Genomic DNA, 13,935 nt, shown 5'->3' on the forward strand with positions numbered 1-13,935 from the left:
GCGGCGGTCCCATGCCGTAGCGTTCACCCGGAAGGTGCGTCCGTTCTGTGCGATGTTGTGATCTCAGCAATCCGATCATCGCAGGTCGGAGGCACCTTCTTTATTTATTGATCTTCACCGGGAAATACCGCCTGAATAGCTGAGGTTGGCCGTTTCAGTTGTCGAAACCGGCCACATCCATTGCGTCACGCCCCTACTGTTGGGGTTGCCAGACATCAACGTATGGTGATCACATCCATAGGTAGCGGTGCACGCAACTCCACCCGGCCTGGGAGGTAGTGATGACGTGGCGTGAATTCCTCAGCACGGCCAAGACGACCATGGAGCACGAGCTGACGCTGCGGCGTGCACAGGTTGCCGCGGCCGAGGATGCCCTGGCGCGTATCGAGAGCATCGGCGAGAACATGACCGTGCTGGAGGCATTGATGGCTTCCATGGGCAGCCGTCGGCTGTCGCAGGCCGAGACGGGTCGACCGACGGGGCAGACGACGGATCCGACATCAGATCAGACATCAGATCAGACATCGGATCCCGCACCGGAATCCGACCCGGCAGAGCCGGTCACCCTCCCTGCGCCGGTCACCGACCCGGCACCGGTCACCGACCCGGTAGAGGCGGTCACCCCACCGACATCGCCCTCTGCGGAGACCGACCCCGATCTCACCACAGTGACTCGTCCGTTGAGCGAAAACATCCAGCGGACGCTGCAGATCATGGCCAGCGCGGAGCAGCCCATGCGGGCGCGCGAGGTCGTCCAGGCGCTGGGTGAGCCTGACCGGCGCTCGGTCATCGAAAGCACTCGGACGCGGCTGAAGCGGCTGGTGAATTCCGGACACCTGACCGAGCACGAAGGCTTGTTCAGCATCGCCAAGCGCGTCAATGGGCATGCCCGGGAGGGAGCCGCGCCTGCCGATCCGTGACATGACACGCCACCATCGTGCAGAGGCCCGACCTCCTCTGCGTGCTGATGAACGCAGAGGTGCCGCCGAGTGTGCGCTCGACGGCACCAGTTGCGATGAGCGCCCAGTTAGCCACTCGACGGTTCTCGCATTCCGAGGGTAATGCAGCATGCGACCACTCGGGGCGTGGAGCCAGGATTTCGCTGGCCACGTGCCGGGATTCCTCCCGTCACGGGGCAGGCGGGAGGGAAGGCCATGCCCGAAGAACTTCCTGACCAGCGCCGGGTTGAAGTCGTCCGCGTCGGCTCCGGAATCAGCGTCATCGGCAAGGTTCCGCACGGGGCAGGCGGCCACCGCACCGCCGAGCTGTCCGTCGACGTTTTCGTTACACCACAGGGAAACCTGTCGAGCCGATACCGATGGGACGTCACGCTCGATCCTGACACTTCGGCCCATATTCTTCACTACCAGCCGAGCAGGGCCCGGCTTGAGTGGCCTCACGTAGCCCAGCAGGTCCAGATGCTGGTGGCGGCGCTGGGCCCCTTGCGGCGGGACAAGGTCGCTCGCGCGCTGACGAGTACCGCCCATCTGGCGATGTGGTGCCATCGCCACGGCCTGGGCAACGATCCGGAGGTGTGGTTCAGCGCGGAGACGATCGGCGCGTTCGTCCGCGATTCCTGCAGCACACTCACACGGGACGCGGCTCAGGAATACCAGACCTGGCTGCGGCACATGCGCACAACTCTGGCGTGGGCCGGCCACGGCCCCCACAGCACCTACCGTACACACTGCGCTCACGGCACTCGGGGTGGTCAGAGGGCTTATCCCGTGAATGGCCTTCCCCGTCCCAGCGCCCCCTACAGTCGCCGGCAGTTGTCCCGGCTGCGACTGTGGGCGGAGAAACAGAGTGATCGCGTGCGCGAAGACTGCCTCACGCTCATGGCACTCGCGTATGGGGGCGGGCTACGACAGGAGGAACTGCAGAAGATCCGCGGTGATGAGATCCGCATACTGGACAATGGCATGGCCGTCTTCGACGCCATCCACCTGGGGAGGATAATCGTTGCCCGAGCGGCCTGGCAGGAGTATCTGGCTGACATCGCCGGCCGTGCCGGTAACCGACGTCTTTACCGCCCGCGCCGTACCACGGCGCGCACCACCCGTTCGGGGACCACCCAACGCCCGCTCGGCGCCTTGCCCGCCCTATCTGCCCGGCGGCTACGCGCCACCTGGATCGTCGAACTGCTGAGCGCTGGCATTGACGGCGCTTTAGTAGCTGACGTGGCCGGGCTGTCCCTCGCCCGGCTGGAAACCTACCGGCAATTCGTGGCAACGCACCCCCGATGACATGGACGTCAACGGTGGGCCCGAGAACGCCGCCACCATGCGCCGCCAACTGACCCACTGATTAGTACGATCGCCACTGCTGTCAGTGGACGAACGTCGCTCCCTTGAAGGCATGGAAGGTGCTGACCCAGCTGCGCTGCTGCCCGCATCACGTGACCGTGCTCGTTTTCGTGCAGGCCATCTTCGTCCGCCGGTTCGTCGAAGACGGCCGATACGCAGGATGAAAGGGCTCGGGTGCAGGCCGCCGCAGATGCTTGGGACGGCTCGCTGCCTGGCGCTGTGGAGTTCAGGAAACGGCAACGCCGGCCTCGGGATGCACGCGCTCGCGGTCAGCTGGCGACGTCAACCGCACCACCGGCCACAGGGGCCGCGTCGGAGGAACACTCCCCGCTAGCGGCCCAAATGAGCGCGAAGATGTCGCGCGGCAGGAACTCAGGATCTTCAGGGGTGTCGCTGTCGAGCAGCCAATCCAGCGCCGCGGCCAGCCGGTGCGGCTGAACGAAGTTACCTCGGGCGTGTACGACCCGCCAGGGGGTGGGAGGCGAGGCCGGTAGCTTCCACACGGGTGAGCTTGCTTGGCTGCCGTCAGCAACGAGGAGACCGATGTCCTGCCAGAAGGCCAGCAGGTCGGCCATGGTGTCGATGGGCGGGTCGTCACAGGCCTCCACCAGGGTGCTGAAGCCGCTGCGCCACAGCTCCCACTCACGGCGGGTCCGGTTCAGCCGACCGCGCAATACCTGCACCGTAGGGTGTTCGTCCAGCTCAGGGTCCTCGCCGGGGCTGGGCAGCAAGAGGCAGGGGGGTCGGATGCCGTCCCAGATGTCGGATTCGAGCCACTGTCCGCCACTGGACCAGCGTTCCGGGGCCTTCGCGGTGTCGACGATCACGAAATTCCCCTGGCGTGAGGGATTTCCGATCACGTAATTCCCCTACCGCGTCACGTAATTCCCCTGGGGGATGACGTGCGTGTCAGCGTGGACCTGGCCATCACCTGAAGATGATCATCCTTCTCGTCGGAAGACGAGGAGACGTGATGGCAAGGAGAACGTTCGACGTGATCGACATCACGGAGATCCTGGTCCACTGGTACGCGGGCCGGTCCCAGTACGAGATCGCCGACAGCCTGGGCGTGGACCGCAAGACGGTCCGTAAGTACCTGCGGCACGCCGTCGCCGACGGCTTGGCGCCCGGCGGTCCACCGATCAGTGAGAGCGAGTGGGCGGCCAAGGTGCGCTCCTGGTTCCCCGAGGCCGCCGATCGGCGGTTGCGACATGTCACTTGGCCGGCGATCGCGGTCCACCACGACTTCATCAAGGACCAGGTCCGGGCTGGGGTGAGCGTGGCCACCATCCATCAGCGGCTGCGCGATGAGCGTGGGCTGGCGGTGTCGGTGGCCAGCATGCGCCGGTATATGGAGGCCAACCTGCCCGAGGAGGTCAAAGCCTCTTCTGTGGTGGTGCTCAACCCGAACCCGCACGTGCCCGGGGAGCAGGCGCAGATCGACTGGGGACGGCTGGGTTCATGGACTGATCCGCGCACCGGTAAGAAGCGGACCCTGCAGGCGTTCGTCATGGTGTTGTGCTGCTCGCGGCACATGTTCGTCCGCCCCGTCGCCAAGATGGACCAGGTCGAGTGGACCCGCTGCCACGTAGAGGCGTTCGCCTTCTTCGGCGGGATCCCGGCCCGGCTGGTGCCCGACAACCTCAAGACCGGGGTGGACAAACCCGATCTTTACGATCCGAAGCTGAATCGCTCCTATGCGGAGCTGGCCGCCTTCTACGGCACGCTGATCGACCCCGCCCGCGCGGGCAAGCCGCGGGATAAGGCGCAGGTCGAGCGGCCGATCCCGTATGTTCGGGACTCGTTTTGGCGCGGGAGGGACTTCTCGGGTTTCACCCTGGAGCAGCTGCAGGCCGCGGCGAAGGCTTGGTGCGGTGAGGTGGCTGGGCGGCGCTCGTGCCGCCCGCTGGCCGGCGCCCAACCGGGCAAGATCTTCGCCGCGATCGAGCAGAGCGCGTTGCGGCCCCTGCCGCCCGGCGTCTTCGAGATCGCCGAATGGAGTACGGTCACCGTCCATCCCGACATCCACGTCCGGGTAGGCAAGACCCTCTACTCCATCCCGTGGAAATACGTCGGCAAGGAACTGCACGCCCGCGCCGCCGGAGGGTTGGTGCAGTTCTTCGACACTCACGGGGACCTGGTCAAGACGCACCTGTTCAAGATGTCGGGCCGGCAATGGGACGAGGCCGACTACCCGCCCGGGAAGATCGCGTTCTTCCAGCGGACGCCGACCTGGTGCCGCCGCCGCGCGGCCGAGGTCGGCCCGGCCTGCACCGCCGTGATCGATGAACTGCTCGGTGAGAACGCCCTCTACCGGCTGCGCGCCGCTCAGGGCGTGCTCGGCTTGGGCGGCAAACACGACGACGCCCGGCTGGAGGCCGCCTGCGCCAAAGCGCTGGCCGTTGGCGATCCCACCTACAAGACCGTCAAGGGCATCCTGGCCGCCGGGACCGAGATCGACCCGCCGCCACCAGCGACCGGAGACGCCGGGGCGGGCGCGTTCCTGCACGGCCCGGCCCGGCTGTTTGCTGTCCCCGACTCCGACCGGACAAGCGGATCGGGCGACGACGAAGAACGGCAGGCCGCCTCATGACACCCACACCGCAGACGACGGCCACGACATCCTGTGACGACCTGGCCGAGCAGATCGACGCCCTGCGCCAGACGGCCGACCTGCTCGCTCGCGCCGCGCTGCCGGGCCTGTCGCTCACCTTCGACGACGACCGGATCGGTATCTAGATCGGCCAGGAACGCGGCAATCGCGACCAGCGCACCGCGATGGTCGCCCACCTCGCAGACCTCTTGGGCGCCCGCGCCCGCCGCCGCGGCGGCACCGACCCGCTGGCCAACTGGATCATCGCTGACGGCCAGCTGGCCGGGCACCGCGTGCACATCTTCACCGCGATCGGAGACACCTACTCATGACCACCCAGCCCACCACCAGCGGCCTCGATCGTCCGGCGGCCTGTCTGGTCGACCTGACCGCGCTGCAGTCGGTGCTGCGCGCGCTCAAACTCGGCGGCATGCTCGACACCCTGGACGCCCGGCTCGCCCAAGCCCACGCCGGCGACCTGGGCCACCTGGACTTCCTGCAAGTCCTCTGCCAAGACGAGATCAGCCGCCGCGACAGCAACGCCCTGGCCAAACGGCTGCACCGCGCCCGCTTCGAAAACAGTCAAGCCACCTTCGAGGGGTTCAACTTCGCCGCCTCACCGAAGCTGCCCGCCGCGCAGATCCGCGACCTGATGGCCTTGCGCTGGCTGCACGCCGGCGAGTGCGTGATCCTCTACGGCCCCGTCGGGACGGGAAAGACACACGTCGCCCAGGCCCTCGGCCACCTCGCGGTCCGGCACGGCGCCGAGGTCCGCTTCTTCAAGACCAGCCGCATCCTGGCTGACCTGGCCGGCGGGCACGCCGACCGAACCTGGAACAAGCGGCTGCGCGACCTGGCCCGCCCCGCCGTCCTCGTCCTGGACGACTTCGCCATGCGCGAGCTCATCCCCGCTCAGGCCGATGACCTCTACGAACTGATCGGCGAACGCACCGGAGCATCAATGGTGCTGACCTCCAATCGGGCACCGGTGGACTGGTATCCCCTGTTCCCGAACCCGGTTGTTGCCGAGTCGCTGCTGGACCGACTGATCAACGCAAGCCATCAAGTATTCATGAACGGGCCCAGCTTCCGCCCGCACAAACGACCAGGGCGTGTCGCCTCGACAGACAAACCCGACACCCACTAGAAAAGGATCAAGGCTAGGACCTGGGGGAATTACCTGCAACGGCCCCAGGGGAATTACGTGATCGCCCACATTCGCGGCGGCCAATTCGGCCAGGCGGTCGGTGGTGGCGCGTGGGCACTCCAGCAATGCGTTGACGATTTCCGCCGAGCGGGGGCACAGTCTCAGCCAGCCGGTGTCGAACAGGGCCAGCATGGCCTGCTCGTCTTGGCCGAGCGTCAGGCCGGGGTGCCCGTCGATGGGCACCACCTGGCGGGGGCGGCTGGGTGCGGCGGGCAGTTCGACGCGGTGCGGACGGTGCCCGTAGCGGTCGATCCAGGTGGTGGCCAGCGTCACGCGGTGTTCCTCAAGGGCGTCCTGGACGGCTAGTGTCCCGGTTTTGAGTTTCGTCATCTAATGGAGGGATGGCGGGCAAACCACGACGTCCGCTCGTGCTGAGCGCGGACGAGCGGCGAACTCTGCAGGGATGGGCCACGCGCGGTAAGACCGCGCAGGTGCTGGCCCACCGGTCACGGATCATCTTGCTGTGCGCCGATGGCCTGGACAACACCGCCGTGGCCCGGCGGCTGGGCATCACGCGAGACACCGTGGGCAAGTGGCGCAACCGGTTCATCGATCGCCGGCTGGACGGGCTCAGCGATGAGCCCCGGCCCGGTGCTCCACGCACGCTCACCGATGCCCAGGTGGAGGAAGTGGTGGTACGCACGCTGGAAGAGGTGCCCGAAGGCGCCACCCACTGGTCCAGACGGGAACTGGCCGCCCGGGTGGGGATCTCGCCCTCCAGCGTGCGGCGCATCTGGCAGGCGTTCGGCCTGCAACCGCATCTGGTCGAGGAGTTCAAGATCTCCACTGATCCGCTGCTGATCGACAAGATCCGTGATGTGGTCGGCCTGTACTTATCCCCGCCCGAGCACGCGGTGGTCTTCTCGGTCGACGAAAAACCACACATTCAGGCGATCGAGCGGTCGGCACCGGTGCTGCCGATGATGCCCGGCACCCCCGAACGGCGCAGCCACGACTACCACCGGCACGGCACCATCGACCTGTTCGCGGCGCTGAACGTGGCCACCGGCAAGGTGATCGGCAAGTTATCACCCCAGCATCGCGCGGTGGACTTCCGGGACTTCCTGGACGAAATCTTCCACCAGATCGAACCAGGCCTTCAGATTCATGTGATCTGCGACAACCTGTCCACCCACAAGGCCCCGGTGGTCCACAAATGGCTCCTCGAACATCCGACGGTCCACCTGCACTTCACCCCCACCTACTCCTCGTGGATCAACCAGGTCGAGCGATGGTTCGCCGAACTACAGCGCCGCCGCCTCGATCGCGGCGTGTTCTGCTCCCTCGACGAACTGACCACCGCACTGCGGGAATGGCTTGAGCACTGGAACGAAAACGCCCGCCCGTTCACCTGGACCAAGAACGCCTGACCAGATCATCGGAGCCATCGGCCGCTACTGCGCACGAATTTCTGGACCGGGACACTAGCCCCGTTTTCCGCACGTCGAGGTAAGTGAAGATCGCCGGGTTGCTGGGGTGATCGTTGTCGCGGTATGACGTGGCTGGTGAGACAGCGTGCGCAGTGGGGCCAGGCCAGTGTCGAGAAGATGCTCGGGGCGTTACCGGTGGTGGCCGGGTTCTGCTCGCGGTTGCGGATCCGGGAGCTGGTGGATGCGGCCTGCCCGGTGCGGGATGTCGCGGAGTTGACGCATGGTCAGGTGATCGAGGTGCTGGTGGCCAACCGGCTGACCTCGCCCGCGCCGCTAGTGCACGTGCAGGACTGGGCCGAGCGGTGGGCGGTGGGTGAGGCGTTCGGGGTCGAGCCCGGCCTGCTCAACGATGACCGGATCGGCCGCGCGCTGGACGCGATCGCGCCGCATCTGGACCATCTGGCCGGGTCGGTCGGGCTGGCCGCGATCGAGGCGTTCGGCCTGGACGTGACCCGCCTGCACTGGGACATGACCTCGATCTCGCTGCACGGCGACTACGAGCAGGCCGATCCGCGGTACGCGCGGCCGCGGTTCGGCCACCCCAAGGACCGGCGGCCGGATCTGAAGCAGATCCAGGCCGGGATCGCGGTCAGCGCCGATGGCGGCATCCCGGTCTTCCACCGCGCCTGCGACGGCGCGGCCGGTGAGGTGGCCCAGGTCATCGGCGCCATGCAGGGCCTGCAGAAGCTGGCCGGCCCGCAGCGGATGCTGATGGTCGATGACTCCAAGCTGGTCTCCTATGCCAACCTGGCGGCGATGATCCCCGACGGGATGGGTTTCATCGCGCCGGCCTCCAAGGTGTTCGTCAGCGCCGAGACGCTGGCCGGCCAGAAGATCGACGGCGCGTCCCGGGTGGACCACGTCGCCGCCCGGGACGCGGGCAAACCCGCTGAGCGGCGCGGCGTCTGGCACGTACGCGAGGACGAAGACGACGTCTTCACGCTGGCCGCGTCGTCGTCGACGTACAGGTCGATGTTCAGGGCTTGCCGGACGGCGACCGGGACGCGTTCGGCGTGCGGGCGGATCGATGCCGGCGCCCCAGTCCGCCGTCAGGCTGCGTCGACGCTCGGCCAGCTTGTCGACCATGGGTGTCTCCGAAATCTCGCACCGCCCGGCCAGCACCCGGAAGAATCGGCATCGTGACATGATCGACGTGACTCGTCATCATAGGGCCGGGGGATGAGCCCCTTTCGGGCTGCCCGGACGTGAACGCGTGCTTGGCGCCGAACAGCCGGCACCTCGACCACCCGGCATCACCTCGCCTCCTGAGGACATCAGGCAGAGAAGGAGGCGTAGGAATAAGGAGGCGTAGGAATACAGAATGACTGGCGGTCCGGTCTGGCTCGCCTCGCTCAGTCCGCCTCCAGTCCATCGCGCCGCAGCCGCTCGGCCTCTTCCACCTGGCCTCGCTTGATGAGCGCCGCGGCCAGCCAATCGGCGGCGTCTGAATGTCCGGCGTCGACGAGTGCGCGCAGTTCCTCGACCTGCCCCCGCTCGGCCAGCAGCCGGGCCAACACCCAGGCGCCGTCTGAGTGACCTGCGTTGACGAGCGCACGCACCTCCTCAACCTCGCCCCGCCCGCCCAGCAGCTCGGCGAGCTGGGCGGCAGCGTGCTGGTTCCCGGCGTTGGCGAGCGCGTGCAGTTCCTCGACCTGCCCCCGCTCGGCCAGCAGCTTGGCCCACCGGAAGGCGGCGTCCAGGTCTCCGGTTTGGGCGGCGTTGCGGTAGAGGCTGTAGGAGTAGCGATACAGCAGCCGGTTGTGGGCGGCGTCGCCGGCTCGGGTCTGGTCGCTGGGGTCGGTGAGGTGGTCGGTCAGGGCTTGCCAGCAGGTGGCCGGGATCTTGGCGCGGCGGCGTTCGGCCTGGGCGTGCTGTTGCAGGTAGTCGGCCACGCGGTAGCCGATGGTCTGGCCCATGCCCTCGTGCGGGCTGGCGATCGGTGCGAGCGCGCTGGCCGCGCCGTGGAGTTCCTCGGTCAGGTAGGCCAGTGCGCTTTCGAACCAGTTGGCGGGGGCTTTGGCGCGTTGGCGGGTATCGCAGTAGCCGGGTGCGGCGTTGCGGAGCAGCGCCGCTGGTAGTGGTGAGGCCACGCCGAGGCGGGTGGCGTCGACGGCGGCGGTGAGGACCGCCGCGGCGTAGGGGTCGGCCTGCCGCCAGCGGCGCATCAACTGGGGGGCGGCGGCGATGGTCTGTGTCAGTCCGTAGTCGTTGGAGTGGAGGGCGACGGCGAGCCGGGCATCCCCGTTCTCGGCGATCTGTTCGGCGCGGCCGCGCTCGTCCGGGGTGAAGCGTTCGGCGATGTCGGCGACATCGGCGAGCGAGAGCAGTTCGCGTGCCTGCGCGTGGGGGTCCGGCTGGCCAAACTGTGGTTTGGCGGTGTAGGTGAGGTAGCGGTCGGGCCACAAGGTGGCCACCAGCACCGCCCCCCGCTCCAGCAGGGCCCGGACCGTGCCGGCGTGCAACCCCTCGGCGCCGCCCAGGTGGCGCTGTAGCTCGTCGAGCCATACCACTAGGCGGGCGGGAGGATCGGCGGCGATCGCGCGGATCTGATAGGTATCGGAGGGGTGTAGCAGCCACCAGTCCGGCATCAGCGCTCGTATCGCCTCGAAGGCGCACCGGGTCTTGCCCACCGAGGAACCGCCGACCAGCACCACCAGCCCGCCCCGCCCGCCTTCGGCGGCATTGTCGATCAGCGCGCGCACGCCCCGGGGGGCGGTGTCGGTGTCGCGTTCCACGTAGGCGGGCAGTTCGCCGTCGGTGCCGGGAACATCGATCGCGGCATGCACGCCCAGCCGGCGCGGCTCGGCCTGGGCCGCCCTGATCAACCCGGTGGTACGCGGGTCACGTCCGCTGGTAGCGCGTGTGCGGGCCTGCGACCAGGCCCCCTCTTGTTGAGGCGGCACTGCGCAGGCGCGTAAGAACACCTCCAGCGTCTCCTCGTGAGGGAGTCCCTTTCGGGGGTTGAGCAGGTCCGACACGGTCGATGGCGGCAGCTCCCCGTGGGCGGCCTTGTTGAGGGCGGCGTAAGAGCGCCCGGCGCGCAGTCGTTCGAGCGCGTCCTTGAACTCCGCAACGGTGTGGATCTGACCAGGGTCAGGCTGCTCACCACTCACCGGCAAACCTCCCTCCAGCCGCTGCGCCGAGACCGTCCGTCGCCACCACCGGACACCGCCGGACACGCGCGGCCGACGGTGTCCAGCCTGCCCGAACCTGCTCGCCGCAGCGGTGTTTTCTCCGGGTTGGTCCGCCTGCACGGCCGAACCCCCGTGCCGGGACCTGTACTCAGGTGAGCCGGCAGCACACCGCGCCGGAGCGATCAACCTCAGGAGGAGCCGTGAAAGACCTGATTCCAGCCCTCGTCCCTCTGGCCGTGGCCGTCCTCAACCTGGCCACCGCCTGGACCGCCCGCCGCACAACCCGAGGCGACCGGCCCACGAACGATCACTCCGACAAGACGGATTCGGCCCTCTCGTGAAGGCCCTAATGTGTTGCGGGATAGGCGCCGACGCCCAGGCCGACGGCCACCTCAGACTGCCGCATGGCGCGACCTGCGCCCTAACCGAACTCAGTCAACATCATAACGCGGGAGCGGGCGCGCGGGATGCTCGCGAAGCGGCGTGCAAGAGAGGTGCCCGGCAGAGGTTTCCTCGTCGAGGCGAACATAGCGGCCGAGCTGGCCAGGTGCTGGTGGCGGCATTTAGCCTGGAGCTCAGGAGCGGTGCAGCCGGCCACGCCCGCCACCATCACCGCTTCCTCGAGCATCTCATCGGCCAGCAGCGCGTTGTAGGTGGCGTCCTGCGGACGGCCTTGACGCGTCGAGGGGTCTGGGCGGTGGGCGGGCTCAACCGTCTTCTGGCTCGTCGGGGTATGACCCGAACTCGCGCATGTACTCGTAGAAGGCGTCGTCGTCCCAGGGTCGTTCAAGGAACTCGGGTTCGAAGACGTCGTCAGGGCTATCGAGAGATTCGGAGTACTTCAAAAGCATGATCATAAAGTTGCACGCCTCGCGTAGGACCTGAGCGTCGTCGAGCCAGATGCCGTACTCCAGGCTCTTGCGCGAGCTCTTCGTGGCGTTGGCGCTGCCCAGCCACAGGCGTTTCGGTGTGAAGCCGATGACGTCGGTCACCTCTCCCAGTGCCCCTTCGTCGTGCCACCATAGGTGCCCCAGCAGGAACATTTTGGCGTGAATGATCGGTACCGGCGTTTTGCCCACCTTCCGGTAGCCGAGCGATCGGAAGGTCTGCAAGTCGACGTGCTCCTGTGGCGAGTACGGGTGCACCGCCTCGGGCTCGCCGACGTAGCGAGAGGCCATGTGATCGAGCTCGAAGAACACGCGTGACGGAAAGCCCGGCCCGCTGGCCGCTCTCTGCTTGAGTTGATCAAAGGAGGCCTTGAGCTGAGTTTTGGCGTCTGGCTTGGTTATCAGGATGCAGGATGATGCAAACCGGTCGACCCGGCCCAGGAGTTGCTCGTCATCGAACCAGGGAACACATCCCAGCACGGCCGGGCCCAGGGAGCGGTACTGGCGCCAGCGCCCGTGCGGGTCCTCCAAGAACTCATCCATGCCGGTAGTGAGATTGCATAGCGCGTCCAAGCCGAACAGGCCGTTGCCCATGTCGCCGAAGCTGAACTCGCGGGTCAAAGCAGAGGGGAACTCCGGTGGCTGCTGAGTCATATGCCCCTCCCTGACGTCGTCCTCGTCCTACGCACAGCCCGCGACCAAGGTTCGGATGACAGTGAATCACTATCATGTCCTGCTGGACAGCCTTCACAGCCGCGAACTCCCGTCGCTGCGGCGAGCCGCCACGCTGCTGATCGTCTAGAGGGATTGGGTGGTGAGCCGAGATCGGCCTCGGGGAACGATGCATCCTGGCCGACCTGGGCTGAGTAAGGGACCGCTAGCAGGCGAATCAGGTCCTTTCGCTCGCCTCTGGGTCGGCTGGAGCGGTGTACGGGCGCAAGGTCTGGGTCGAGCGATCAGCAATCCAGTCGCTGACCTGACCATCAGCGTCAGTGACCCGGACCGACATACGCTCTCCAGCAGGGGTGTCGGAGACAATCACCAAGGCGCGGTTGTCGCCGACGTGTCCCGCGCCGACGGCGTAGGCCGTCCCTTGGAGCTCCGCCGCCGCCAGCAGCACTGGCCGCGCCTCCACCCGTGCACCGAGCACGGCGTCGAGGTCGGTCAAGTGCAGTAGTTGCCCGTCCTGGGTGCCGATGAACACCTCGATTGGATCGCCGCCCTCGTCACGGCGAAGCACGAAATCGGACACCCGTATGCGTAACTCTACGGACTGGCCGGGAGCCTGAGCCACCACCTCCCGCAGGTCCGCGCCATCCAGAAAAATCCCCACCAACTCGACGACGCTGCACAGCGCGATGCCCTCGGCATCGAAGACCGCAGCGCCCGCAGGCAAGGGGATGGTCTGACTGTCCCCATTCCGTCTGACCTGGCCGGAGACGGAGATCAGACGTTCTCGAATCAGGTCGCGAAATTCCAGGTGCGGCTGCCCCAGCCGGCCGAGAAGCCCGTCCGCAGGGATCGGCCTTTCCGGCGTCACCAGCGCAATGCCGTAGTAACGGGCTTTGGCGACCGCGCCCGCGGTGAAACCACTGGAAGAGACCATTACCATCTGATCCAGCTCCAGGTCCGCCTGCTTGGTGACCACCTGCTCGACCCAGGTAATGTCCGGCTTCTGGATGTGGTCACGGCACTCGACCCCGATCCGCACCTGCCTGCCATCATGAGCACGGCCGGTGATGAGGACGTCGACTTCACGTAAGCCCGCCCCTGTACGGTCGGGCAGCATTGCTGACTCGGTGACCACGGCGTCGGCATCGACATGTGACCGAACGAAGTAGACGACCGCCTGGAAGTCGTTGGACCGTGCGGGCATGCGAACACGGTAGCGGTGAAGGCCGACGGTTTCTGGGCGCCCAGTGCGCTCGGCCGCGAGGATGGCCGGCGCCAGCACGAATCGTCTCGCGCGCTGGAGGGCGCTCAGCAGTGCAACAGGCCGCGGACACGAGAACGTTTCCCTGGCATGCTTGGCTCAGCACTGTGACCAGCTCCGCCCCGGCACGAGATGGCTTGCGTGATTTTCCGCTCAAGAACGCTCGCAGGTAATGAAGTGGCCAGAGGATAATGAGGCAATGCCTCTCGGTAATCCCTTTCTGAGGGATTTCAGCCAGACGCCGAACGGGACGATCTTCGATTCGGCGCGGGTGGAGCAGCTGCGCAAGGGGCCGTTAGCCTCGATGACTCACGGGGTGGCTGTCCCTCTTGATCGATTTCGGCTGATGGAGATTTCTGCCTGGTCGTCCTGTTCGCTGCGGATAGGTGGCGTGGCAGCCTGCCCGGGACGCTCGGGTGGGCGGCGGTTCCACGGGCCGCGATGA

General features: G+C 66.9%; 13 protein-coding genes and 2 pseudogenes. 11 read left to right on the forward strand and 4 right to left on the reverse strand.

All coding sequences use genetic code 11. From position 1 onward, the window contains the following. Positions 1 to 281: 281 nt before the first annotated feature. From AB0C16_RS38745 to AB0C16_RS38755, 3 genes and pseudogenes are all read left to right on the forward strand, one after another. Complete coding sequence (locus AB0C16_RS38745) at positions 282 to 920, forward strand: hypothetical protein (protein ID WP_357690909.1); 639 nt, start codon at positions 282 to 284, stop codon at positions 918 to 920. 234 nt (positions 921 to 1,154) lie between these two features. Continuing rightward, positions 1,155 to 2,246: a hypothetical protein gene (locus tag AB0C16_RS38750; RefSeq protein WP_357690911.1), complete on the forward strand. Its 1,092-nt coding sequence runs from the start codon at positions 1,155 to 1,157 to the stop codon at positions 2,244 to 2,246. A 95-nt stretch (positions 2,247 to 2,341) separates the two neighbouring features. Beyond that, a pseudogene (locus tag AB0C16_RS38755) lies at positions 2,342 to 2,470 on the forward strand (IS5/IS1182 family transposase); the annotation flags it as partial. Between the two features lie 105 nt (positions 2,471 to 2,575). Here the strand turns inward: AB0C16_RS38755 and AB0C16_RS38760 are convergent. After that, the gene (locus tag AB0C16_RS38760; RefSeq protein ID WP_357690913.1) at positions 2,576 to 3,133 is read right to left on the reverse strand and encodes a hypothetical protein; all 558 of its coding nucleotides are present in this window, start codon (positions 3,131 to 3,133) and stop codon (positions 2,576 to 2,578) included. A gap of 146 nt (positions 3,134 to 3,279) precedes the next feature. On the opposite strand from AB0C16_RS38760, the gene istA reads away from it, so the two are divergent. From istA to AB0C16_RS38795, 7 genes and pseudogenes are all read left to right on the forward strand, one after another. After that, positions 3,280 to 4,899 (forward strand): IS21 family transposase, encoded by a 1,620-nt coding sequence (gene istA / locus AB0C16_RS38765; protein ID WP_357690915.1) that lies wholly within the window; start codon positions 3,280 to 3,282, stop codon positions 4,897 to 4,899. Next, a complete protein-coding gene (locus AB0C16_RS38770; RefSeq protein WP_357690917.1) occupies positions 4,896 to 5,045 on the forward strand; it encodes a hypothetical protein in 150 nt (49 codons plus the stop codon). The genes istA and AB0C16_RS38770 overlap by 4 nt, the downstream gene beginning before the upstream one ends. Before the next feature lie 39 nt (positions 5,046 to 5,084). Beyond that, entirely contained in the window at positions 5,085 to 5,231 is a 147-nt protein-coding gene (locus AB0C16_RS38775; protein ID WP_357690919.1) for a hypothetical protein, read from the forward strand. Further along, positions 5,228 to 6,046, forward strand: coding sequence for an IS21-like element helper ATPase IstB (istB, locus tag AB0C16_RS38780; protein ID WP_357690921.1), 819 nt, complete (start codon positions 5,228 to 5,230; stop codon positions 6,044 to 6,046). Before AB0C16_RS38775 ends, istB begins: the two co-directional genes overlap by 4 nt. A 204-nt stretch (positions 6,047 to 6,250) precedes the next feature. Next, positions 6,251 to 6,412, forward strand: a complete 162-nt coding sequence (locus tag AB0C16_RS38785; RefSeq protein ID WP_357690923.1) for a hypothetical protein — start codon at positions 6,251 to 6,253, stop codon at positions 6,410 to 6,412. Positions 6,413 to 6,447: 35 nt separating this feature from the next. Continuing rightward, positions 6,448 to 7,534: pseudogene (locus AB0C16_RS38790) on the forward strand (IS630 family transposase). A 77-nt stretch (positions 7,535 to 7,611) separates the two neighbouring features. After that, positions 7,612 to 8,679: an IS1634 family transposase gene (locus AB0C16_RS38795; RefSeq protein WP_357690924.1), complete on the forward strand. Its 1,068-nt coding sequence runs from the start codon at positions 7,612 to 7,614 to the stop codon at positions 8,677 to 8,679. A gap of 209 nt (positions 8,680 to 8,888) precedes the next feature. Here AB0C16_RS38795 and AB0C16_RS38800 read toward each other — a convergent pair whose 3' ends face one another. Further along, the gene (locus AB0C16_RS38800; RefSeq protein ID WP_357690926.1) at positions 8,889 to 10,649 is read right to left on the reverse strand and encodes a hypothetical protein; all 1,761 of its coding nucleotides are present in this window, start codon (positions 10,647 to 10,649) and stop codon (positions 8,889 to 8,891) included. 221 nt (positions 10,650 to 10,870) lie between these two features. On the opposite strand from AB0C16_RS38800, the gene AB0C16_RS38805 reads away from it, so the two are divergent. Beyond that, positions 10,871 to 11,011: a hypothetical protein gene (locus tag AB0C16_RS38805; protein WP_357690928.1), complete on the forward strand. Its 141-nt coding sequence runs from the start codon at positions 10,871 to 10,873 to the stop codon at positions 11,009 to 11,011. Between the two features lie 366 nt (positions 11,012 to 11,377). Here the strand turns inward: AB0C16_RS38805 and AB0C16_RS38810 are convergent, their stop codons facing one another. Next, entirely contained in the window at positions 11,378 to 12,211 is an 834-nt protein-coding gene (locus AB0C16_RS38810) for a hypothetical protein (protein WP_357690930.1), read from the reverse strand. A gap of 235 nt (positions 12,212 to 12,446) precedes the next feature. Then, a complete protein-coding gene (locus tag AB0C16_RS38815) occupies positions 12,447 to 13,433 on the reverse strand; it encodes a hypothetical protein (RefSeq protein ID WP_357690932.1) in 987 nt (328 codons plus the stop codon). Between the last annotated feature and the right edge of the window lie 502 nt (positions 13,434 to 13,935).

Source organism: Nonomuraea sp. NPDC048916, from assembly GCF_040649575.1.
Lineage (GTDB): Bacteria > Actinomycetota > Actinomycetes > Streptosporangiales > Streptosporangiaceae > Nonomuraea.